Origin of the sequence: Streptomyces coryli, from assembly GCF_011044975.1 — a bacterium.
In the GTDB taxonomy this organism is placed as follows: Bacteria; Actinomycetota; Actinomycetes; order Streptomycetales; family Streptomycetaceae; genus Streptomyces; species Streptomyces coryli.
In genome coordinates this window covers 1-20,535 of the sequence record NZ_JAAKZV010000144.1, presented here as the reverse complement: position 1 = coordinate 20,535, position 20,535 = coordinate 1, and the positions used below count along the sequence as shown (strand labels likewise).

The window sequence follows — 20,535 nt, the reverse complement described above, 5'->3', positions numbered from 1 at the left end:
GCTCTCGCCCGGCAGCGTAAAGCCGCCCCGCCCCCTCTCCCTTCCGTAGCCAGCCTCCCACTCGCACCGCGCCCGTACGAGACCCGGCGACGCGGCCGTCACCATCCGATGCCAAGCCGCCCGTACGGCGGCGGCGGCGGCAGCAGCGGCGTACGTCGACCAAATCTGAGGCCCCCCGATAAGGCATCCGCCCGAGGCGCCATGTCAGCCCCCGCCGATAGCGTCCCGGGCATGACATCCGAGGTGGTCAACAAGGAGACGGCCGGCGCAGCATCGCTGCCCTGGCGAGGCGGTTTCGGGCGCCTCTTCGGTGCCGCTGTCCTCTCCCGTACAGGAGACGCACTCCGCGGCGCGGCCATGCCCCTCCTAGCCGTGCAGTTGACCGACTCGCCCCTCCTCGTCTCCCTCGTGACCGCCTCATTCTTCCTCCCCTGGCTCGTCTTCGGCCTGCTCGGCGGAGCCATCGCCGATCGGGTCGACCAGCGCCGCGCCATGTGGGGGGTGGACGCCCTGCGCGGACTGCTCATGGCGGCCTTCGCCGTCGCCGTCTGGCAGGACGTCGCCACCATCTGGCTGCTCTGCGTCGTCGCCTTCGCGCTGACCTCCCTCCAGACCGTCTTCGACAACGCCGCGACCGCCCTGCTCCCCGCCGTCGTCGAGCGCGAGCAACTGGCGACGGCCAACGCCCGCCTCATGACCGGCCAGGAAGTCGCGATGCGGTTCATCGGCGCCCCTGTCGTCCCCGTGCTGCTCGGGATCGCACTCGCCGCCCCGTATGCCGTCGATGCCGTCACCTTCCTCCTCGCCGCGGCCCTGGTCGCGACCGTCCCCGTGCCCGAGTCCGTACGGAAGCCGCAGCCCTCGGGGGCCACCATCCGGCGCGACATAGCCGAAGGGCTGCGGGCCGTCTGGCACGACCGCGTGCTGCGCAGCATCTGTCTCAGCAACGGCCTCTCCAGCGTCGGCGTCGGCGCCCTCATCGCCACCCTCGTGCTGCATGTGACGGGCTGGCTGGGCTCCGGGAATGCCGGATACGCCGCCGTGATCACCGCGTACGGCATCGGCTCGGTCAGCGGCGGCCTCGTCGCGGCGCGGATCACGGCCCGGGTGGGCCAGGTGCGGGTGCTGATCTACGGCGTCGTCATCGAGGCGCTCGCCCTGCTCGGTCTCGGGCTGGTCCGGGAGCTCGCCGCCGCCGTCGTCGCCCTCGCCGTCTTCGGGTTCCTCGGCATGGTCTGGAATGTCACCGAGGTGACCGCGATGCAGCAGCGTGCCCCCGAGGGGATGACCGGCCGGGTCAGCGCCGCCTTCCGTACCCTCTCCGGCGGGGTGGCGCCGGCGGGCGCGCTACTCGGCGGTGTGGTGGCCGAGTTGTGGGGGCTGAACGCACCCGCGCTGCTGGCCGCAGGGCTGATGGCGGCCTGCGTGCTCACCCTCGTACCGGCGGCACGAACCGGGATGAATTAGGTTGGGCCCATGGCCGATACGAATGCACGCCCCAGGCTCGATCAGACCCCGCAGTGGAACGCCCTCGGCAAGCACCGCGAGGAGTTCGGGGACACCCATCTGCGCGAGCTCTTCGCCGCCGACCCCGAGCGCGCGGAACGCTACACCGTTCAGGTCGGCGACCTGACGCTGGACTACTCGAAGCAGCTCGTCACCGACGAGACGCTGCAGCTGCTGCGCGATCTCGCCGCCGCCACCGGCGTCGCGGAGCTGCGCGACGCGATGTTCCGCGGCGACAAGATCAATATCACCGAGAACCGCGCCGTGCTGCACACCGCGCTGCGGACGCAGTCGGCCGAGGTGATCGACGTCGACGGCGAGAACGTCGTCGAGGGCGTGCATCAGGTCCTGACGAAGATGTCCACCTTCAGCGACCGGGTCCGCTCGGGGGAGTGGAAGGGCCACACCGGCAAGGCCATCAAGGCGGTCGTCAATGTCGGCATCGGCGGCTCCGACCTCGGCCCGGCCATGGCGTACGAGGCGCTGCGGCCGTACACCGCACGGGATCTGACGTTCCGTTTCGTATCGAATGTCGACGGCGCGGACCTGCATGAGGCGGTCCGCGACCTCGATCCGGAGACGACGCTCTTCATCATCGCCTCCAAGACCTTCACCACGATCGAGACGATCACGAACGCCAAGGCGGCGAAGAAGTGGCTGCTCGACGGCCTCGCCGCCGACGAGTCGGCGGTGGCGAAGCACTTCGTCGCGCTGTCGACGAATGGTGAGAAGGTCGCCGAGTTCGGCATCGACACGGCCAACATGTTCGAGTTCTGGGACTGGGTCGGCGGGCGGTATTCGTTCGACTCGGCGATCGGTCTGTCGCTGATGCTGGCCATCGGACCCGACCGCTTCCGCGAGATGCTCGCCGGATTCCGGCTCGTCGACGAGCACTTCAAGACCGCGCCGCCGGAGGCGAATGCGCCGTTGCTGCTCGGCCTCCTCGGTGTCTGGTACGGCGGCTTCTTCGACGCGCAGTCGCATGCGGTGCTGCCGTACAGCCACTACATGTCGAAGTTCACCGCGTATCTGCAGCAGCTCGACATGGAGTCGAACGGCAAGTCCGTGGACCGCGAGGGCAATCCGGTGTCCTGGCAGACCGGGCCGGTGGTGTGGGGCACGCCGGGGACCAACGGCCAGCACGCGTACTACCAGTTGCTGCACCAGGGCACCAAGATGATCCCGGCGGATCTGATCGGCTTCGCCCGGCCGATCGCCGAGCTCGGTGACCTGGCCGGGCAGCACGACCTGCTGATGGCGAACCTGTTCGCGCAGGGGCAGGCGCTGGCCTTCGGCAAGACCGCCGAGGAGGTCGAGGCGGAGGGCGTCGCCGCCGAGCAGGTGCCGCACCGCACCTTCCGCGGCAATCACCCGACGACGACGATCCTCGCCGCTGAGCTGACGCCGTCGGTGCTCGGCCAGCTGGTCGCGCTCTACGAGCACAAGGTCTTCGTGCAGGGCGCCATCTGGAACATCGACTCCTTCGATCAGTGGGGCGTCGAGCTGGGCAAGGTCCTGGCCAAGCGGGTCGAGCCCGCGCTGACCGAGGGCGCGGAGGTCCCGGGGCTGGACGCGTCGACCTCGGCGCTGGTCGCGCGATACCGCGCGCTGCGGGGGCGTTAGGCGGCACGGGGCGCTGGCCGGGGCAGGGCAGCCCCGCCCAGCGCCGCCCTCCGCCGTTCGGGTGGACCGCGCAGGTCAGACGCCTCGTACGGCGCCCCAGCACCTCCGCGCCGCCGGAGGCTGAGCGCATGCCCGCGACCCGGATGTACTTCCCCGACGGTGGCCGTGCCGCCGAACGGACCCGTCGGCGGCAGGCCGCCCTCGGCATGGTGCTGCTTGTCGCGGTCGTCGCCGTCGACATGGCCTACGACAAGGACGTCACCATCTCGGCGGCCGTGACCGTCGTCCCCGGCCTGGTGGCCGTCAACGGCCGGGCCCGCTCGGTCGTTGGCGCGGGCGTGCTCGCCTTCGCGGTGGTGCTGCTCCTCAGCTGGTGGGACGGGGACAGCGCCGATCATCTGTTCTCGCACGTGGTCGCCGTGGTCGGCGCCACCGTCGTCGGCCTCATCGTGCAGCGCCATCGCGTACGCCGCGAGCGCGAACTCGCCGACGTGCGCCTGGTGGCCGACGCCACCCAGCGGGCGCTGCTCCGGCCGCTGCCGGTCTGCGCGGGGCCCGTCGAGATCGCGGCCCGTTACGTATCGGCCGCCGAGGAGGCGCTGATCGGCGGCGATCTCTATGACGTGCTCGCCACCCCGTGGGGCGTGCGCGCCGTCATCGGGGACGTACGCGGCAAGGGACTGCCCGCCGTCCGCGCCACCGCCACCGCCCTGGGCATCTTCCGCGAGGCCGCACACGACGAGCCGCGGCTGTGCCGCATCGCCGAGCGCATCGACCGGGCGCTGCAACGCGAGGGCGGCTCCGAGGACTTCGTCACCGTCCTGCTGGTCGGCGTCGCCGCCGACGGGCGGTGCGAGCTGCTCAGTTACGGCCATCCGGCGCCGCTGCTGCGCACCGCGGACGGGGACGTGTGCGAGGTCCCCGTAGAGCATGAACCCCCGCTCGGACTCGGCCTCGTGGACACCGCCGGGGCCGGCCGGCCCGGCTGTGCCGAGCTCGCCTCCGGCGAGGAGCTGCTGCTGGTCACGGACGGCATCCTGGAGGCGCGCGACGCCGCCGGGCAGTTCTTTCCGCTCGCCGAGCGCTATGCCCGGCTGCCCGTCGGACGCTCGCCCGGGCAGGTGCTCGCCGACCTGTGGCAGCAGGTGGTGCAGTACGCGGGCGGGCCGCCGGGCGACGACTCCGCCCTGGTCATTCTCCGCCGCCGGGGGCCGGAAGTCCCGGTCGATTCGTGACCAAAGCCACATTGCTCGCGGGCGGCTTTGAAAATATGTTTCAGGTGTGACCTCAATGATGACGGAAACCTTCAGCAGCCCGCTCCCGGCCCGGATCCGGGCGCTGGCGCCCACGATGTCGCGTTCCATGCAGCGCGTCGCCGAGGTCGTCGCCGAGGACCCCGCAGGGTGCGCGCAGCTGACTGTCACCGAGCTGGCCGAGCGTACCGGCACCAGCGAGGCCACCGTCGTCCGCACCGTCCGCGAGCTGGGCTACACCGGCTATCGCGCCTTCCGCCTCGCCCTCGCGGGCTACGCGGGACAGCAGCAGGCCACCGACTCGCCCTCCGTCACCGCGGACATAGCCGTCGACGACCCGCTGACGGACGTCGTCGCCAAGCTCGCCACCGACGAGCGGCAGACGCTCGCCGATACGGCCGCGGGGCTCGACGTCGCGCAGCTCGAGGCCGCCGTCACCGCCCTCGCCGGCTCCCGCCGCGTCGACATCTACGGCATCGGCGCCTCCGCGCTCGCCGGCCAGGACCTGGCGCAGAAGCTGCTCCGCATCGGCCTGATCGCGCACGCCCACACCGACACCCACCTGGCCGTCACCACCGCCGTCCAGCTCGGCCCGACCGACGTGGCCGTGGCCATCACCCACTCCGGCGCCACCGGCGAGGTCATCGAGTCGCTCCGGATCGCCGCCCGCCGCGGGGCCACCACGGTCGCCGTCACCAGCCGGCCCGGCAGCCCGGTGACGCACCACGCCGACCTGGTGCTCGCCACCACCGCGCCGCGGGAGAGCGAGCTGCGCCCGGCCGCGATGTCCAGCCGCACCAGCCAGCACTTCGTCGTCGACTGCCTGTTCACCGGCGTCGCGCAGCGCACCCACGACCGTGCGGCGCCCGCGCTGGCCGCCTCGTACGAGGCGCTGGTGCACCGGCGCGTACGACCCGAATCCCACTGACCCCCCACCCGCACCAGCACCATCGGAAATGAGCCGCCGCACATGACCACCGCCACCCCGGACTACGCACACCTGCGCGCGCAGCTGGAGACGCTGACCACCGAGGCGTTCCGGCCCGAGCTCGCCGAGATCGACCAGCTGCCGACGCTGGAGATCGCCCGGCTGATGAACCGCGAGGACGCCACCGTCCCCGCCGCCGTCGAGAAGCAGCTGCCCGCCATCGCCGCCGCCATCGACGGCGCCGCGGAGCGGATGGCGCGCGGCGGCCGGCTGATCTACCTCGGCGCCGGCACGGCCGGGCGGCTCGGCGTGCTGGACGCGAGCGAGTGCCCGCCCACCTTCAACACCGCGCCGGAGCAGGTCGTCGGCAAGATCGCCGGCGGTCCCGCCGCCATGGTGACCGCCGTCGAGGGCGCGGAGGACAGCAAGGAGCTGGCCGCCAAGGACCTGGACGAGCTGGGCGTCGGCGCGGACGACGTGGTCGTCGGCATCTCCGCCTCGGGCCGCACCCCGTACGCGATCGGCGCCGTCGAGGAGGGCCGCCGGCGTGGCGCGCTCACCGTCGGGCTGTCCTGCAACGCCGGCTCCGCGCTGGCGGCGGCCGCCGACCACGGCATCGAGGTCGTCGTCGGGCCCGAGCTGCTCACCGGCTCCACCCGGCTCAAGGCCGGTACGGCCCAGAAGCTCGTGCTCAACATGATCTCGACGCTGACCATGATCCGGCTCGGCAAGACCTTCGGAAACCTGATGGTCGACGTCCGCGCCTCCAACGAGAAGCTGCGGGCCCGCTCCCGCCGCATCGTCTCGCTCGCGACCGGTGCGCCGGACGACGAGATCGAGTCCGCTCTTGCCGCCACCGGCGGCGAGGTCAAGAACGCCATCCTCGCCATTCTCGGTGGCGTCGACGGCTCCACCGCCGCCCGCCTGCTCGACGAGAGCGGCGGCCACCTCCGGGACGCGCTGCGCGCGGCGTAACCGATTTCGCTGAATTTCAAGGACGAAATGCATCCGGGGCGAAGCCCCGGACCCCCAGCAAGAACAGGCACCGCCATGAGCACCAATGCAAACCGCGACATCGCCGTCGCGATCCTCCCCCTCGTGGGAGGCGCCGGCAACGTCACTTCTGTCGAGCACTGCATGACCCGGCTGCGGCTCGGTCTGCGCGACCGTTCGCTGGTCCAGGACGAGGCGCTGAAGGCGCTGCCCGACGTCCTGGGAGTCGTCGAGGACGACACGTACCAGATCGTCATCGGCCCCGGGAAGGTCGCCCGCGTCACCCCGGAGTTCGAGGCCCTGGTCGAGGAGCAGCGGCCCGCGGAGGCGCACGCCGTCTCCGCCGATGAGCTGGCGGCGCAGGGCGCCGAGATGAGGGCCGCGCGGAAGGCGAAGAACGCGACGCCGTTCAAGCTCTTCCTGCGCCGGATCGCGAACATCTTCGTGCCGCTGATCCCGGCCCTGATCGGCTGCGGCATCATCGCGGGTCTCAACGGCCTGCTGACCAACCTCGGCTGGCTGCCGTCGGTGGTCCCGGCGCTGGCGGCCATGGCTTCCGGCTTTATGTCGCTGATCGCGGTCTTCGTCGGCATCAATACGGCCAAGGAGTTCGGCGGCACGCCGGTCCTCGGTGGCGCGGTCGCCGCGATCATCGTCTTCCCGGGCGTGGAGAACATCTCCGTCTTCGGCGAGAAGCTCGCCCCGGGGCAGGGCGGCGTGCTCGGCGCGCTGGCCGCCGCGGCGCTGGCGGCGTTCCTGGAGAAGCGCATTCGCCGCGTCGTGCCGGAGGCACTGGACGTGCTGGTCACGCCGACCCTCGTGGTGCTGCTGACCGGCCTGGTCACCATCTTCGGCCTGATGTTCGTGGCCGGCGAGATCGCGACCGGCATCGGCCACGCCGCCAACTGGCTGCTCGACAACGGCGGCGCCTTCGCGGGCCTGCTGCTCGGCGGCTTCTTCCTGCCGCTGGTGATGATGGGCCTGCACCAGGCGCTGATCCCGATCCACACCACGCTGATCGAGCAGCAGGGCTTCACCGTGCTGCTGCCGATCCTCGCCATGGCGGGCGCGGGCCAGGTCGGCGCGGCCGTCGCCGTCTACCTGAAGCTGAAGAACAACGCCTCGATCCGCAAGACGATCCGCTCCGCGCTGCCGGCCGGCTTCCTCGGTGTCGGCGAGCCGCTGATCTACGGTGTCTCGCTGCCGCTGGGCCGCCCGTTCATCACGGCCTGCGCGGGTGGCGCGCTCGGCGGCGGCTTCGTCGGGATGTTCTCGATGATGGGCGACAAGGTCGGCTCCACGGCCATCGGCCCGTCCGGCTGGGCGCTCTTCCCGCTGCTCCAGGGCAACCACAGCCTGGGCGCCACGATCGCGATCTACGCGGGCGGGCTGCTGGTCGGCTACCTCGCCGGCTTCCTGTTCACGTACTTCTTCGGCTTCAGCAAGGAAATGCTGGTCGAGCTGAACGCGGACCCGAAGACGGCTCCGGCCGCACCGGAGAAGGTCGTCGCGAGCGGCACGGCAACCCCGGCGGAAACCCAGCCGGCGCTGCAGCACAGCGGATCCTGACCCTCCGCGGCCAAGGCCCCCGCCGACTCGTCGGCGGGGGCCTTCTGGTGCGCGGCTCCATTCTCTGACTAGAGTCAGAGAATGGAGCAGGACTTGGTCGAGCGGGTACGGCGGTTCAACCGGACGGTCACCCAGCGGGTCGGCGCGCTGGACGACGCGTATCTCTCCCGCGGCCGCTCCCTCGGACAGGCGCGGCTGCTGTGGGAGATCGGCGGCGAGGGCAGCGAGGTGCGCGCGCTGCGCTCCCGGCTCGGCCTCGACTCGGGCTATGTGAGCCGGCTGCTGCGCGCGCTGCAGGCCGACGGGCTGGTCGAGGTCGGCCCCGGCGGCACCGACGGGCGGGTGCGCACCGCGCGGCTCACCGCGGCGGGGCTCGCGGAGCGGGCCGAACTGGACCGGCGCTCCGACGAGTTGGCCGCGTCGATCCTCGAACCGCTGACGGCCCGGCAGCGCGACCGGATGATCACCGCCATGGCCGAGGTCGAGCGGCTGCTCGTCGCCTCGCTCGTCCGCATCTCGGTGGCGGACCCGCGGCAGCCCGAGGCCCGCCAGTGCATCCGCGCGTACGTGGCCGAGCTCGGGCAGCGCTTCGCGGACGGCTTCGAACCGGCCCGCAGCATCCCGGCCGACGACGCGGATCTCACCCCGCCCGCCGGGCTGCTGCTGGTGGCGATGGTGCATGAGGAGCCCGTCGGCTGCGTCGCTCTCAAGTTCCGCCCCGACAGCCGCGCGGAGGTCAAGCGCATGTGGGTCGCACCCGCGGTGCGCGGCCTCGGGCTCGGGCGCCGGCTGCTCGCCGAGATCGAGGCCAGGGCCGCGGACCGGGGCGTACGCACCCTCAGGCTCGAGACCAACCGGACACTCGACGAGGCGATCGAGCTCTACCGCACGGCCGGATACCGCGAGGTCCCCGCCTTCAACGACGAGCCCTATGCCCACCACTGGTTCGAGAAGTCCCTGGACGCGGGCGCCACCCCGGCGCCCTGACGAAAGGCCGCCATGGAGCACAAAGAGCTCGTTCACCGGTTCGCCGCCCTGACCACGGCCCACCTCGCGGACGCCTGCATCCGCGCCCGCGTGCCCGTGCGCTGCGCGCCCGCCATGCTGCGCGCCGTAGAAGCGGGGAGCCGGGTGGCCGGCCGGGTGCTGCCGGCCCGGCACGCCGGCAGCGTCGACGTCTTCCTGGAGGCGTACGAACTGGCCGACCCCGGCGATGTCCTGGTGGTCGACAACGGCGGCCGCACCGACGAGGCGTGCGTCGGCGACCTCGCGGTGCTGGAGGCCCGGGAGGCCGGGGTCGCAGGCGTCGTGATCTGGGGCCTGCACCGCGACACCGCGGACATCCGCGCCATCGGCCTGCCGGTCTTCAGCACCGGCGCACTGCCCACAGGGCCGCAGCGCCTCGACCCCCGTGCCGCCGACGCCCTGGAGTCCGCCGTGGTCGGCGACTGGACCGTGGACCGCGCCGACCTGGTCCTGGGTGACGACGACGGGGTGCTCTTCGTGCCGGCCGCACGGGCCGACGAACTGTTCGGGCTGGCGGAGACGATCCGCGACACCGAGCGCGAGCAGGCGGAGCAGATCAGGTCCGGGGTCTCCCTGCGCAGCCAAGTGGGCTTCGACCGCTATCTGGCGCGGCGCCAGGAGGAGCCCTCGCTGACCTTCCGCGAGCATCTGCGCACCGTGGGCGGCGCGATCGAGGAGTGAGGGCGTCAGCCCTCGTCGCGATGGTGGCCGTGGGCGTGGCCGGTGAGGCGGGCGTGGCCCGGCTTGCGGTGCGGGGTGGCGCGGACACCGGCGAGCTCCGGCTCACGCGGCGCGGCGGCCTCGGCGGCGGGCGCCGCCACCGGATCGCGCCGCAGCGCCACCTCGCGGATGCACAGCACCAGCACGAAGGCGATCAGCGCCAGCGGCGCCGCGAAGCGGTAGACATCCGCGATGCCGTGTCCGTACGCGCTCTCGATCACCGTGCGCAGCGGTCCGGGGAGCGCGTCCAGGTGCGGGATCGACTCCGTGTGGTGGCCGCCCGCGCCCGGGAACTTCCGCGCCTCCGGGCCGAGTTCGGCCAGCCCCGTCTCCGTGTAGTGCCCGACCCGGTTCGCGAGTACGGCCCCGAGCGCGGTCACGCCGATCGCGCCGCCGAGGGAACGGAAGAAGACCACCAGCGAGCTGGCCGAGCCCAGGTCCTCCGGGGCCACCTGGTTCTGCGTGCTCAGCACCAGGTTCTGCATCATCATGCCGACGCCGAGCCCGACCAGCGCCATGAAGGCGGCGACGTGCCAGTACGGGGTGTCGTACCGCATCGTGCTCAGCAGCCCGAGGCCGCCGGTGAGCAGGGCGGCCCCGGTCACCAGCCAGGGCTTCCAGCGGCCGGTGCGCGAGATGAACTGCCCTGACGTCGTGGAGGCGATGACCAGGCCCGCGATCATCGGGATGGTCATCAGGCCGGCCCGCGTCGGCGAGGCGCCCCGGGCCAGCTGGAAGTACTGGCTGAGGAAGACCGTCGCCGAGAACATCGCCACGCCGACGCACAGCGACGCGAGGCCGGCCAGCGCGATGGTGCGGTTGCGGAACAGCTTCAGCGGCATGATCGGCATCTTCGCCCGCGCCTCGGTCAGCACGAACAGCGCGCCGAGCACGAGCGCACCGCCGACCATGGCCGCCGTCTGCCAGGACATCCAGGCGTACGTGTCGCCGGCGAGGGTCACCCAGATCAGCAGCAGCGATACGGACGAGGCGATCAGCAGCGCGCCCGTCACATCGAGCTTCACCTCGCGCTTGACCACCGGCAGCTTCAGCGTCCGCTCCAGCACGACGATCGCGACGACGGCGATCGGCGCCCCGACGTAGAAGCACCAGCGCCAGCCGAGCGCGGAGTCGGTGATGACGCCGCCCAGCAGCGGGCCGCCGACCGTCGCGACGGCGAAGACCGTGCCGAGATAGCCGTTGTAGCGGCCGCGGTCCCGCGGGGCGATCAGCGACGCCAGGATGACCTGCGCCATCGCCGTAATGCCGCCCATGCCGATGCCCTGCACCACCCGGCAGGCGATCAGCATCCCGGAGCTCTGCGACAGGCCGGCGGCCGCCGACCCCAGCACGAAGATCACCAGCGCCGTCTGCACCAGCACTTTCTTGCTGACCAGGTCGGCGAGCTTGCCCCACAGCGGGGTGGAGGCGGTCATCGCCAGCAGCGAGGCCGTCACCACCCAGGTGTACGAGGACTCGCCGCCGCCGAGGTCGGCGATGATGTGCGGCAGGGCGTTGGAGACGATCGTCGACGAGAGCACGGCGACGAACATGCCGAGCAGAAGGCCGGACATGGCCTCCAGAATCCGGCGGTGCGTCATCGGCTGCTGCGACTGCTCGTGCTGGGGCTGGGTCGGCATCGGTGATCAGGCTCCGTGGTGGCCCGGCAGGCGGTGGGAGCGGAAGAACCAGGCCTGCTTCTCCAGCTGGGCCGTCAGCGTGATGAAGACGTCCTGCGTGACCGGGTCGGTCTCGCCGGTGACGCCGATGCGGTCGCGCATCCGCGTGATCATGTCGCCGAGCAGCACGCATATGTCGTCGATGACGGCCTGGTCGTCGAGCTGCCCGCCGGATACGGACGGCAGCGGCCGGGCGTCCGCGACGGTGGTCGCGCGGCCGTCGGGCACACCGCCGAGGGCGGCACAGCGCTCGGCGACCGTGTCGGCGTACTCGCGGGCGACACCCACCAGCTCGTCGAGCTGCAGGTGGATCTCGCGGAAGAGCGGCCCGTGCACATTCCAGTGCGCCTGCTTCGACTGCAGCTCCAGGTCGATCAGATCGACCAGACCGGCCTGCAGGGTCTCGGTGGTGACGGCCAGCGGCTTTTCGTGCAGCGTGGTCTGCATTGCGGTGCCTCCCAGGGGGACAGGAATCGGGTGGAACGGTGTCATAGTGCCCGCCCGACACGGCCGTGAGTCCAGTCAACTCACTGGTCAAAGGCCCCTGGAACGCAATTGGTGACCTTGGTCTCGGACGCTCCCGGGACCAAGGTCACCAATATTCGGAGGTGTTACGCGGACGCCGGCGGGTACAGCTGCGCCGGCAGCCCCGCGGCGGCCGCCCGGTCCAGCAGCCACAGCGTCCGCGAGCGGCCGTACGCGCCCGCCGCCGGAGCCTGGATCTCACCCGCGCCCGACAGCGCGATGGTGACGGCCTTCGCCTTGTCCTCGCCCGCCGCCAGCAGCCACACCTCGCGCGCCGCGCGGATCGCGGGCAGCGTCAGCGACACCCGGATCGGCGGCGGCTTCGGGGCGCCGTGTACGCCCACCACGGTGCGCTCGGTCTCGCGTACGCCCGGGTGCTCGGGGAAGAGCGAGGCGACGTGGGTGTCCGGGCCGACGCCCAGCAGCAGGACGTCGAAGGACGGGACCGGGCCGTGGTCCTCCGGGCGGGCGGCCGCGGCGAGTTCGGCCGCGTAGCCGGCCGCCGCGGCGTCCGCGTCCGCGCCGTACGAGCCCCCGGACGCGGGCATCGCGTGCACCCGCGCCGGGTCGAGCGGGACCGCGTCCAGCAGGGCCTCGCGGGCCTGCGTGACATTGCGGTCCGCGTCGCCCTCGGGGAGGAAGCGCTCGTCGCCCCACCACAGGTCGAGCTTCGACCAGTCGATGGCGTCCCGGGCGGGGGAGGAGGCCAGGGCCGCGAGCAGCCCGTTGCCGTTCCGCCCGCCCGTGAGGACCACCGAGGCGAAGCCGCGGGCCGCCTGGGCGTCCACGATCTTCGTGATCAGCCGGGCGGCCGCGGCCTGCGCCATCAGGTCCTTGTCGCGGTGGACGACGATCTGCGGCGCGACGGTCACTTGGCCGGCCCTTTACCAGGGGCCTTCTTGGCCGTCTTCTTGGCGGGCGGCGCCTTCTTCGCCGTCTTCTTGGCGGCCTTCTTGGCGGGGGCCCGGTTCGGAGCCGGCGGCTCGACCGGGTCCTCGACCGCGACCGGCTCCGCGGAAGGCTCGGTGGAGAGCTCCGCCGACCGCACCGGCGCGTGCGTCGGCACCGTGCCCAGCTTCGGCACCGTGCCGCGCGTCGCCAGCCGCTGCACCCCGAAGGACACCGCCTGCTCGTACGCCTCGTCCGGGTCGAGCCGCCGCAGCTCCTCCGCGATCAGCTCCGCGGTCGTGCGCCGCTGCAGCGCCACATGCCGGTCCGGCTGCCCCGGTACGGCCAGCTCCGCCAGCGACCCGTCCGGCCGGTCCAGGCAGATCACGCCGTCCTTGGTCATCAGCCGTACGGCCGTGATCCCGGGCCCGGCGGAGACGTCCCGCTCCACCGGCACCCCGAGCCGCTCCGCCAGCCACAGCGCCAGCAGCTCGGACGAGGGGTTGTACTCCTCGCCCTCCACCACCGCGCCGGTGATCGGCGAGTGCTTCTGGTCCAGCGCCGCGGCCAGCACGCTGCGCCACGGGGTGATCCGGGTCCAGGCGAGGTCCGTATCGCCGGGCGCGTATGTGTCCGCGCGGTGGCTGAGCGCGCCCACCGGGTCCTCGGCGGCCGAGGCGTCGGTGATGCGGCGCGCGGCCAGCTGGCCGAGCAGGTCTTCGGACGGCTTGTCGGGCGCGTCCTCCGGCCACCAGACGACCACCGGGGCGTCCGGCAGCAGCAGCGGCAGCACCACGCTCTGCGCGTGGTTGGCGAGTTCGCCGTGCAGCCGCAGCAGGATCGTCTCGCCGGCCGCCGCCTCGCTGCCGACCCGCACCTCGGCGTCGAGCCGGGCGGTGGCCCGGTCGCGCGGGGTGCGGCCATGCCGCTTGATGACGACCAGGATGCGGGAGGGGTGCTCCTTCGACGCCTGGCTCGCGGCCTTCAGCGCGTCGTAGTGATTGCCCTCGTCGGTGACGATGACCAGCGTGAGCACCATGCCGATGGCCGGGTACCCGGCCGCCCTGCGGGCCTTGACCAGTGCCGAGTTGACCTTGCTCGACGTGGTGTCGGTGAGGTCGATGTTCATGGCCGCCGCCACACCCTTCCGTCTCGTGCGAGCATCTCGTCCGCGGCCTTCGGGCCCCAGGTGCCCGAGGTGTACGCCTCCGGCTTCGGCCCAGTCGCCCAGTGCTCCTCGATCGGGTCGAGGATCTTCCAGGAGAGCTCGACCTCCTGGGTGCGCGGGAAGAGGTTGGCGTCGCCCAGCAGCACATCGAGGATGAGCCGCTCGTACGCCTCCGGGGACGACTCGGTGAAGGACTCGCCGTAGGCGAAGTCCATCGTCACGTCCCGGACCTCCATCGAGGTGCCCGGCACCTTCGAGCCGAACCGCACGGTCACGCCCTCGTCCGGCTGCACCCGGATGACCAGCGCGTTCTGGCCCAGCTCCTGGGTGTCGGTGGTGTCGAAGGGCAGGTGCGGGGCGCGCTGGAAGACCACCGCGATCTCGGTGACCCGGCGGCCCAGGCGCTTGCCCGTACGGAGATAGAACGGGACGCCCGCCCAGCGGCGGTTGTCGACGTTCAGCCGGATCGCCGCGTACGTGTCGGTGCGGGAGTTCGGGTCGATCCCGTCCTCCTGCAGATAGCCGGCGACCTGCTCGCCGCCCTGCCAGCCGGCCGCGTACTGGCCGAAGACGGTGTGCTTGCCCAGGTCCTCGGGCAGCTGCACGGACTGCAGCACCTTGATCTTCTCGCGGACCAGCGAGTTGGCGTCGAAGGAGGCGGGCTCCTCCATCGCGGTCAGCGCGAGCAGCTGCAGCAGGTGGTTCTGGATGACGTCGCGGGCGGCGCCGATGCCGTCGTAATAGCCGGCGCGGCCGCCGATGCCGATGTCCTCGGCCATCGTGATCTGCACGTGGTCCACGTACGACCGGTTCCACAGCGGCTCGAACATCGTGTTCGCGAAGCGCAGCGCCAGGATGTTCTGGACCGTCTCCTTGCCGAGGTAGTGGTCGATGCGGAAGACCTCGTGCGGCGCGAAGACCTTGTGCACGATGGAGTTGAGCTCCTGCGCGCTCTCCAGGTCGTGGCCGAAGGGCTTCTCGATGACCGCGCGCCGCCAGCCCTCGCCGGCCGGGTCGGAGGAGAGGTTGTGCTCCTTGAGCTGCTCCACGACCTTGGGGAAGAACTTCGGGGGCACCGAGAGATAAAAGGCGAAATTTCCGCCCGTCCCGCGCTTCTTGTTCAGGTCCTCGACGGTCTGCCGGAGCTGCTCGAAGGCCGCGTCGTCGTCGAAGTCGCCCTGGACGAAGCGGAAGCCCTCCTGGAGCTGCTGCCACACCTCCTCGCGGAAGGGCGTGCGCGAGTGTTCCTTGACCGCGTCGTGCACGACCTGGGCGAAGTCCTCGTTCTCCCAGTCGCGGCGGGCGAAGCCGACGAGCGAGAAGCCCGGCGGCAGCAGCCCGCGGTTGGCGAGGTCGTAGACCGCGGGCATCAGCTTCTTGCGGGAGAGGTCGCCGGTGACGCCGAAGATCACCAGGCCCGACGGCCCCGCGATACGCGGGAGCCGTCGGTCCTGGGCGTCACGCAGCGGATTCGCCCCCTGTGGGGTGCCCCCACTGGTAGGTGACACCGCGCTTACGCCTCCTTCGGGGTGAGTCGGTCCAGCTCCGCCTGAGTGGACTTGACCAGGTCGTTCCACGAGTCCGCGAACTTCTCGACGCCCTCGTCCTCGAGCTTCTGCACGACCTCGTCGTACGAGATGCCGAGGCCGGCGAGTGCGTCGATGTCCGCCTGGGCCTGCGCGTACGTGCCGCGCACCGTGTCGCCGGTGATCTCGCCGGCGTCCTCGGTGGCCTCCAGCGTCGCCTCCGGCATGGTGTTGACCGTGCCGGGCGCGACCAGCTCGTCGACGTACAGCGTCTTCTTGTACGCCGGGTCCTTCACGCCGGTCGACGCCCACAGCGGACGCTGCTTGTTCGCGCCGTCCCGCTCCAGCGCCGCCCAGCGGTCGGAGCCGAAGACCTCCTCGTACGCCTGGTAGGCGAGGCGGGCGTTGGCGATCGCGGCCTTGCCGCGCAGCTCCTTGGCCTCGGCGGTGCCGAGGGCGTCGAGCAGCGGGTCGACCATGGTGTCCACGCGGGAGACGAAGAAGGACGCCACCGAGTGGATGGTGGAGAGGTCCAGGCCCTTGGCCTTCGCCTTCTCCAGGCCCGCCAGGTAGGCGTCCATGACCTCGCGGTAGCGCTCCAGCGAGAAGATCAGGGTCACATTGACGCTGATCCCCTTGCCGATCACCTCGGTGATCGCCGGGAGGCCCGCCTTGGTGGCCGGGATCTTGATGAGCGTGTTCGGCCGGTCCACCAGCCAGGCCAGCTGCTTGGCCTCGGCCACGGTCGGCTGCGTCTTGTGCGCGAGCCGCGGGTCCACCTCGATGGAGACCCGGCCGTCGACGCCGTCGGTGGCGTCGTACACCGGGCGGAGGATGTCGGCCGCGTCCCGGACGTCCGCGGTCGTGATCATCCGCAGCGCCTCGTCGACCGTGACGCCGCGGGCGGCGAGGTCGGTGAGCTGCTGCTCGTAGCCGTCCCCGGAGGAGATGGCCTTCTGGAAGATGGACGGGTTGGTGGTGACTCCGACCACGTGCTGCTGGTCGATGAGTTCCGCGAGGTTGCCGGACGTGATGCGCTTGCGCGAGAGGTCGTCCAGCCAGATCGCGACGCCTTCGTCGGAGAGGCGCTTCAGTGCGTCTGTCATGGGATCTGCACTCCTGTTTAGATCTTTGGTAGTCGTACGCGTCAATGCCCGGCGGCGGCGAGAGATTCCCTCGCGGCGGCGGCGACGGCATCGGCGGTGATGCCGAACTCCTCGTAGAGCTTCTTGTAGTCGGCGGAGGCGCCGTAGTGCTCCAGCGAGACGATCCGCCCGGCGTCTCCCACGTACCGGTACCAGGTGAGCCCGACCGCGGCCTCGACCGCCACGCGCGCCTTGACGGACGGCGGCAGGACCGAGTCCTTGTACTCCTGCGACTGCTCCTCGAACCACTCCACGCAGGGCATCGAGACGACCCGGGTGGGCACGCCCGCGGCCTGCAGCTGCTCGCGCGCCTCGACGGCGAGCTGCACCTCGGAGCCGGTGCCGATGAGCACCACCTGCGGGGTGCCGCCGTCGGCCTCGAAGAGGGTGTAGCCGCCCTTGACGGCGTCCTCGTTCGCCTCGTACGTCGGCACGCCCTGGCGGGTGAGCGCGAAGCCGTGCGGGGCGCCCTTGCCGTAGACCTTGGTGTGCCGGCGCAGCACCTCGCGCCAGGTGATGACGGTCTCGTTGGCGTCCGCGGGCCGTACGACATTGAGGCCCGGGATCGCGCGCAGCGACGGCAGGTGCTCGACCGGCTGGTGGGTCGGGCCGTCCTCGCCGAGGCCGATCGAGTCGTGCGTCCACACGTACGTCACCGGCAGGTGCATCAGCGCGGACAGCCGCACCGCGTTGCGCATGTAGTCGGAGAACACCAGGAAGGTGCCGCCGTACACCCGGGTGTGGCCGTGCAGCGTGATGCCGTTCATGGCCGCGGCCATGGCGTGCTCACGGATGCCGAAGTGGATGGTGCGGCCGTACGGGTCGGCGCCCGGCAGCGGATTGTCCGCCGGCAGGAAGGAGGTGTTCGCGAAGGTGGTGTTGTTCGAGCCGGCGAGGTCGGCGGAGCCGCCCCACAGCTCGGGGATCACCGGGCCGAGCGCCTTCAGCACCTCACCGGAGGCCTTGCGGGTGGCGACGGCCTTGCCCGCCTCGAAGGACGGCAGCGCCTTCTCCCAGCCGTCCGGGAGCTCATTGGCCTGGATGCGGTCGAACTCGGCCGCCCGCTCCGGGTTGGCGGAGCGCCACGCCTGGAAGGTCTCCTCCCAGGCCTTACGGGCCTGCTTGCCGCGCTCGCCGACCTCGCGGGCGTGGGCGAGGACCTCGTCGGCGACCTCGAAGGACTTCTCCGGGTCGAAGCCGAGGATGCGCTTGGTGGCCGCGACCTCCTCGTCGCCCAGCGCCGAGCCGTGCGCGGCCTCGGTGTTCTGGGCGTTCGGGGCCGGCCAGGCGATGATCGAGCGGGCGGCGATGAAGGACGGCCGGTCGGTGACGGCCTGGGCGGCCTTCATGGCCTCGAAGAGCGCCTCGGGGTCGAGGTCGCCGTTCTCCTTGGCCGGGACCCGCTGCACGTGCCAGCCGTAGGACTCGTAGCGCTTGCAGGTGTCCTCGGAGACGGCCGTCTCGGTGTCGCCCTCGATGGAGATGTGGTTGTCGTCCCACAGCAGCACGAGATTGCCGAGCTTCTGGTGCCCGGCCAGGGACGACGCCTCGGAGGAGATGCCCTCCTGCAGGCAGCCGTCGCCGGCGATCGCCCAGATGGTGTGGTCAAAGGGAGAGGCGCCCGTGGGCGCCTCCGGGTCGAAGAGACCGCGCTCGTAGCGCGCGGCCATCGCCATGCCTACGGCATTGGCGACGCCCTGTCCCAGCGGCCCGGTGGTGGTCTCGACGCCGGTGGTGTGGCCGTACTCCGGGTGGCCCGGGGTGAGCGAGCCCCACGTGCGGAACGACTCCAGGTCCTCCAGCTCGAGGCCGTAGCCGGAGAGGTAGAGCTGGATGTAAAGCGTCAGGCTGGAGTGGCCGGCCGACAGCACGAAGCGGTCGCGGCCGACCCAGTCGGCGTCGGACGGGTCGTGCCGCATCAGCTTCTGGAAGAGCAGATACGCGGCGGGCGCGAGGCTCATGGCCGTGCCCGGGTGGCCGTTGCCGACCTTCTGCACGGAATCCATGGCCAGGACGCGAACCGTATCGACCGCGCGGTCGTCCAGTTCGGTCCACTCGAGGCTGGCGGTGGTCGGCTGGTTACTCACCCTCGGTCAGGGCTCCTCTCACACACAACATGTTGAAAAACCGGTGAAACCGGTGAAGGCATGCACACCGGACACGCTTCGAGCCTATCCCGCTCACCACCAGCCTGACGGGGCCGGGCCGCTTCTGCCTGTCGAGGGCTCCGGAAGGACACCGGGAGGACACCGGAAGGACACGAGCCACCCCCGGGGAGGAGTCCGCGGCACGGCCGTCTAGAGTTACGGCGTATCAGCAATGGTTGAGCGTGAGCAGGGGTGTCTCTTGACGGCCGTCGATTCCCGACCAGCCGGGGTGCTCGGAACCAACAGCACCGCGCAATGGCCGTTCCGCGCCCGTCTGAAGGCATTCGTTGCGCTGACGAAGCCGCGCATCATCGAGCTGCTCCTGATCACCACTGTTCCGGTGATGTTCCTGGCGGCGCAAGGGGTTCCGGACCTTTGGCTGGTCCTTGCCACGTGTATCGGCGGCTATCTGTCCGCCGGTGGCGCCAATGCCCTGAACATGTACCTGGACCGCGACATCGACGCGCTCATGCACCGCACGGAGCAGCGGCCGCTGGTGACGGGCATCGTCAGCCCGCGCGAGGGCCTGGTCTTCGGGCTGACGCTGACGGTGGTCTCGACCGCGTGGTTCGCGCTGCTGGTGAACCCGCTGTCGGCGGCGCTGGCGCTGGGCGCGAATCTCTTCTACGTCGTGGTCTACACGATGCTGCTGAAGCGCCGGACGTCACAGAACATCGTCTGGGGCGGCATCGCCGGGTGCATGCCGGTCTTCATCGGCTGGTCCGCGGTCACGAACTCCATGTCGTGGGCCGCTGTGGTGCTGTTCCTGGTGATGTTCTTCTGGACGCCGCCGCACTACTGGCCGCTGTCGATGAAGGTCAAGGACGACTACGAGCGGGTCGGCGTCCCGATGCTGCCGGTGATCGCGACGAACCAGGTCGTGGCCAAGCAGATCGTCATCTACAGCTGGGTGATGGTCGTGGTCTCGCTTGCGCTGTGGCCGCTGGGCTATACGGGTTGGTTCTACCCCGTGGTGGCGGCGGTCGCGGGCGGCTGGTGGCTGAAGGAGGCGCACGGGCTGCGCTCCCGCGCCCATAAGGGTGTGACCGGGGCGAAGCTGAAGGAGATGCGGCTCTTCCACTGGTCGATCACGTACGTGACGATCTTGTTCATGGCTGTGGCGATCGACCCGTTCCTTCGGTAATTACCTGCGGGTAGCATTCGGCGTATGACCGACAAGACAGCTCGCCTCACCAAGAACATCGACGCCTTCGTGCGCGCGCACGGCGGCTCGGCCCGCGCTCAGGTCGCGTATCTGGGGCAGATGGGTGCTCGGATCTCGCTCGTGGGCGAGGACGGGGAGTGGGGCGACCAGGTGGCGCCGGATGTCGAGACCGCGAAGGCGGCGCTGGAGGCGGCGCAGGGTGTGACGGTGCAGGACGACTTCGACGGGGAGATGGCGGCGGAGGTCCGCACCGGGCCGTATGAGTGGCGGCGGATGGCGGGCATTCAGCTGTAGCCCGTAAGAGAACCGAGTTCAGGTTGCGCCGTTAGACAGGGTGTGACCGAGCTCGTAGACCACCACAGCCATGGCGCGGCGACGCCTGCGGGCGTCGACGGCGAGCTTGGCATCGGCACCTTCGAGACGCTGCTCGGCGATGCGGCGGGGGCGCGGGGGCGGCCGCCCGCGGGGGTGACCCACTTCGACGCGCCGCTGGGGCGGGCGCTGCGGCGGTGGTGTCCGCCGTTGCTGGGGCTTGAGCCGCATTGCAGTCCGGCGCTGTATCTGGCGCGGCGGCGTGAGCTGGGCGGGTATGCGGCGGCGCGGGCGTTGCTGCGTGGGGCTGGGATCGGGACGTATCTCGTTGACGGTGATCCGGGTGGGGTGCTGGGCCGTGG

The 20,535-nt window shown here is 71.2% G+C and carries 17 protein-coding genes and 1 pseudogene; 11 read left to right on the top strand and 7 right to left on the bottom strand.

Features of this window, described 5'->3' with window-relative positions; translation table 11 throughout:
• Positions 1-231 precede the first annotated feature (231 nt).
• The 8 genes from G5C51_RS26690 (at position 232) to G5C51_RS26655 (ending at position 9,579) form a co-directional block, all read left to right on the top strand.
• Positions 232-1,467 (top strand): MFS transporter, encoded by a 1,236-nt coding sequence (locus G5C51_RS26690; RefSeq protein WP_165240769.1) that lies wholly within the window; start codon positions 232-234, stop codon positions 1,465-1,467.
• Positions 1,468-1,476: 9 nt separating this feature from the next.
• Positions 1,477-3,129: a glucose-6-phosphate isomerase gene (gene pgi / locus G5C51_RS26685; RefSeq protein ID WP_165240768.1), complete on the top strand. Its 1,653-nt coding sequence runs from the start codon at positions 1,477-1,479 to the stop codon at positions 3,127-3,129.
• Positions 3,130-3,257: 128 nt separating this feature from the next.
• Positions 3,258-4,364: a PP2C family protein-serine/threonine phosphatase gene (locus G5C51_RS26680; RefSeq protein ID WP_240929939.1), complete on the top strand. Its 1,107-nt coding sequence runs from the start codon at positions 3,258-3,260 to the stop codon at positions 4,362-4,364.
• Positions 4,365-4,422: 58 nt separating this feature from the next.
• A complete protein-coding gene (locus tag G5C51_RS26675) occupies positions 4,423-5,310 on the top strand; it encodes a MurR/RpiR family transcriptional regulator (protein ID WP_165240771.1) in 888 nt (295 codons plus the stop codon).
• Between the two features lie 42 nt (positions 5,311-5,352).
• On the top strand, positions 5,353-6,285 hold the full coding sequence (gene murQ / locus G5C51_RS26670) for an N-acetylmuramic acid 6-phosphate etherase (protein WP_165240767.1): 933 nt from the start codon (positions 5,353-5,355) through the stop codon (positions 6,283-6,285).
• 75 nt (positions 6,286-6,360) lie between these two features.
• Entirely contained in the window at positions 6,361-7,872 is a 1,512-nt protein-coding gene (locus G5C51_RS26665) for a PTS transporter subunit EIIC (RefSeq protein WP_165240766.1), read from the top strand.
• An 81-nt stretch (positions 7,873-7,953) separates the two neighbouring features.
• Positions 7,954-8,859, top strand: coding sequence for a bifunctional helix-turn-helix transcriptional regulator/GNAT family N-acetyltransferase (locus G5C51_RS26660; RefSeq protein ID WP_165240765.1), 906 nt, complete (start codon positions 7,954-7,956; stop codon positions 8,857-8,859).
• Between the two features lie 12 nt (positions 8,860-8,871).
• Positions 8,872-9,579: an RraA family protein gene (locus G5C51_RS26655; protein WP_165240764.1), complete on the top strand. Its 708-nt coding sequence runs from the start codon at positions 8,872-8,874 to the stop codon at positions 9,577-9,579.
• A 5-nt stretch (positions 9,580-9,584) separates the two neighbouring features.
• Here G5C51_RS26655 and G5C51_RS26650 read toward each other — a convergent pair whose 3' ends face one another.
• The 7 genes from G5C51_RS26650 to tkt all read right to left on the bottom strand — a co-directional run bounded on the left by G5C51_RS26650 (position 9,585) and on the right by tkt (position 18,636).
• The gene (locus G5C51_RS26650) at positions 9,585-11,258 is read right to left on the bottom strand and encodes an MDR family MFS transporter (RefSeq protein ID WP_476715141.1); all 1,674 of its coding nucleotides are present in this window, start codon (positions 11,256-11,258) and stop codon (positions 9,585-9,587) included.
• A 6-nt stretch (positions 11,259-11,264) separates the two neighbouring features.
• Positions 11,265-11,744: a Dps family protein gene (locus tag G5C51_RS26645; protein ID WP_165240763.1), complete on the bottom strand. Its 480-nt coding sequence runs from the start codon at positions 11,742-11,744 to the stop codon at positions 11,265-11,267.
• 164 nt (positions 11,745-11,908) lie between these two features.
• Complete coding sequence (pgl, locus tag G5C51_RS26640; protein WP_165240762.1) at positions 11,909-12,694, bottom strand: 6-phosphogluconolactonase; 786 nt, start codon at positions 12,692-12,694, stop codon at positions 11,909-11,911.
• Positions 12,691-13,839, bottom strand: a complete 1,149-nt coding sequence (opcA, locus tag G5C51_RS26635) for a glucose-6-phosphate dehydrogenase assembly protein OpcA (protein ID WP_165240761.1) — start codon at positions 13,837-13,839, stop codon at positions 12,691-12,693. The genes pgl and opcA overlap by 4 nt, the downstream gene beginning before the upstream one ends.
• On the bottom strand, positions 13,836-15,386 hold the full coding sequence (zwf, locus tag G5C51_RS26630; protein WP_165240760.1) for a glucose-6-phosphate dehydrogenase: 1,551 nt from the start codon (positions 15,384-15,386) through the stop codon (positions 13,836-13,838). Before zwf ends, opcA begins: the two co-directional genes overlap by 4 nt.
• Before the next feature lie 5 nt (positions 15,387-15,391).
• Complete coding sequence (gene tal, locus G5C51_RS26625; protein WP_165240759.1) at positions 15,392-16,510, bottom strand: transaldolase; 1,119 nt, start codon at positions 16,508-16,510, stop codon at positions 15,392-15,394.
• 41 nt (positions 16,511-16,551) lie between these two features.
• A complete protein-coding gene (gene tkt, locus G5C51_RS26620; RefSeq protein ID WP_165240758.1) occupies positions 16,552-18,636 on the bottom strand; it encodes a transketolase in 2,085 nt (694 codons plus the stop codon).
• Between the two features lie 259 nt (positions 18,637-18,895).
• Here tkt and G5C51_RS26615 point away from each other — a divergent pair, with 259 nt between their 5' ends.
• The 3 genes and pseudogenes from G5C51_RS26615 to G5C51_RS26605 form a co-directional block, all read left to right on the top strand.
• Positions 18,896-19,840: a heme o synthase gene (locus G5C51_RS26615; protein WP_165240757.1), complete on the top strand. Its 945-nt coding sequence runs from the start codon at positions 18,896-18,898 to the stop codon at positions 19,838-19,840.
• A gap of 24 nt (positions 19,841-19,864) precedes the next feature.
• A complete protein-coding gene (locus G5C51_RS26610; protein WP_165240756.1) occupies positions 19,865-20,155 on the top strand; it encodes a hypothetical protein in 291 nt (96 codons plus the stop codon).
• Between the two features lie 42 nt (positions 20,156-20,197).
• Positions 20,198-20,535: pseudogene (locus G5C51_RS26605) on the top strand (hypothetical protein); the annotation flags it as partial.

Excerpts from the sequence above, each read along its gene's own strand:
- G5C51_RS26690 (WP_165240769.1), top strand. The coding sequence starts at position 232 with ATGACATCCGAGGTGGTCAACAAGGAGACGGCCGGCGCAGCATCGCTG.
- pgi (WP_165240768.1), top strand. The coding sequence starts at position 1,477 with ATGGCCGATACGAATGCACGCCCCAGGCTCGATCAGACCCCGCAGTGG.
- G5C51_RS26680 (WP_240929939.1), top strand. The coding sequence starts at position 3,258 with ATGCCCGCGACCCGGATGTACTTCCCCGACGGTGGCCGTGCCGCCGAA.
- G5C51_RS26675 (WP_165240771.1), top strand. The coding sequence starts at position 4,423 with ATGACGGAAACCTTCAGCAGCCCGCTCCCGGCCCGGATCCGGGCGCTG.
- murQ (WP_165240767.1), top strand. The coding sequence starts at position 5,353 with ATGACCACCGCCACCCCGGACTACGCACACCTGCGCGCGCAGCTGGAG.
- G5C51_RS26665 (WP_165240766.1), top strand. The coding sequence starts at position 6,361 with ATGAGCACCAATGCAAACCGCGACATCGCCGTCGCGATCCTCCCCCTC.
- G5C51_RS26660 (WP_165240765.1), top strand. The coding sequence starts at position 7,954 with ATGGAGCAGGACTTGGTCGAGCGGGTACGGCGGTTCAACCGGACGGTC.
- G5C51_RS26655 (WP_165240764.1), top strand. The coding sequence starts at position 8,872 with ATGGAGCACAAAGAGCTCGTTCACCGGTTCGCCGCCCTGACCACGGCC.
- G5C51_RS26650 (WP_476715141.1), bottom strand. The coding sequence starts at position 11,258 with ATGCCGACCCAGCCCCAGCACGAGCAGTCGCAGCAGCCGATGACGCAC.
- G5C51_RS26645 (WP_165240763.1), bottom strand. The coding sequence starts at position 11,744 with ATGCAGACCACGCTGCACGAAAAGCCGCTGGCCGTCACCACCGAGACC.
- opcA (WP_165240761.1), bottom strand. The coding sequence starts at position 13,839 with ATGAACATCGACCTCACCGACACCACGTCGAGCAAGGTCAACTCGGCA.
- tal (WP_165240759.1), bottom strand. The coding sequence starts at position 16,510 with ATGACAGACGCACTGAAGCGCCTCTCCGACGAAGGCGTCGCGATCTGG.
- G5C51_RS26610 (WP_165240756.1), top strand. The coding sequence starts at position 19,865 with ATGACCGACAAGACAGCTCGCCTCACCAAGAACATCGACGCCTTCGTG.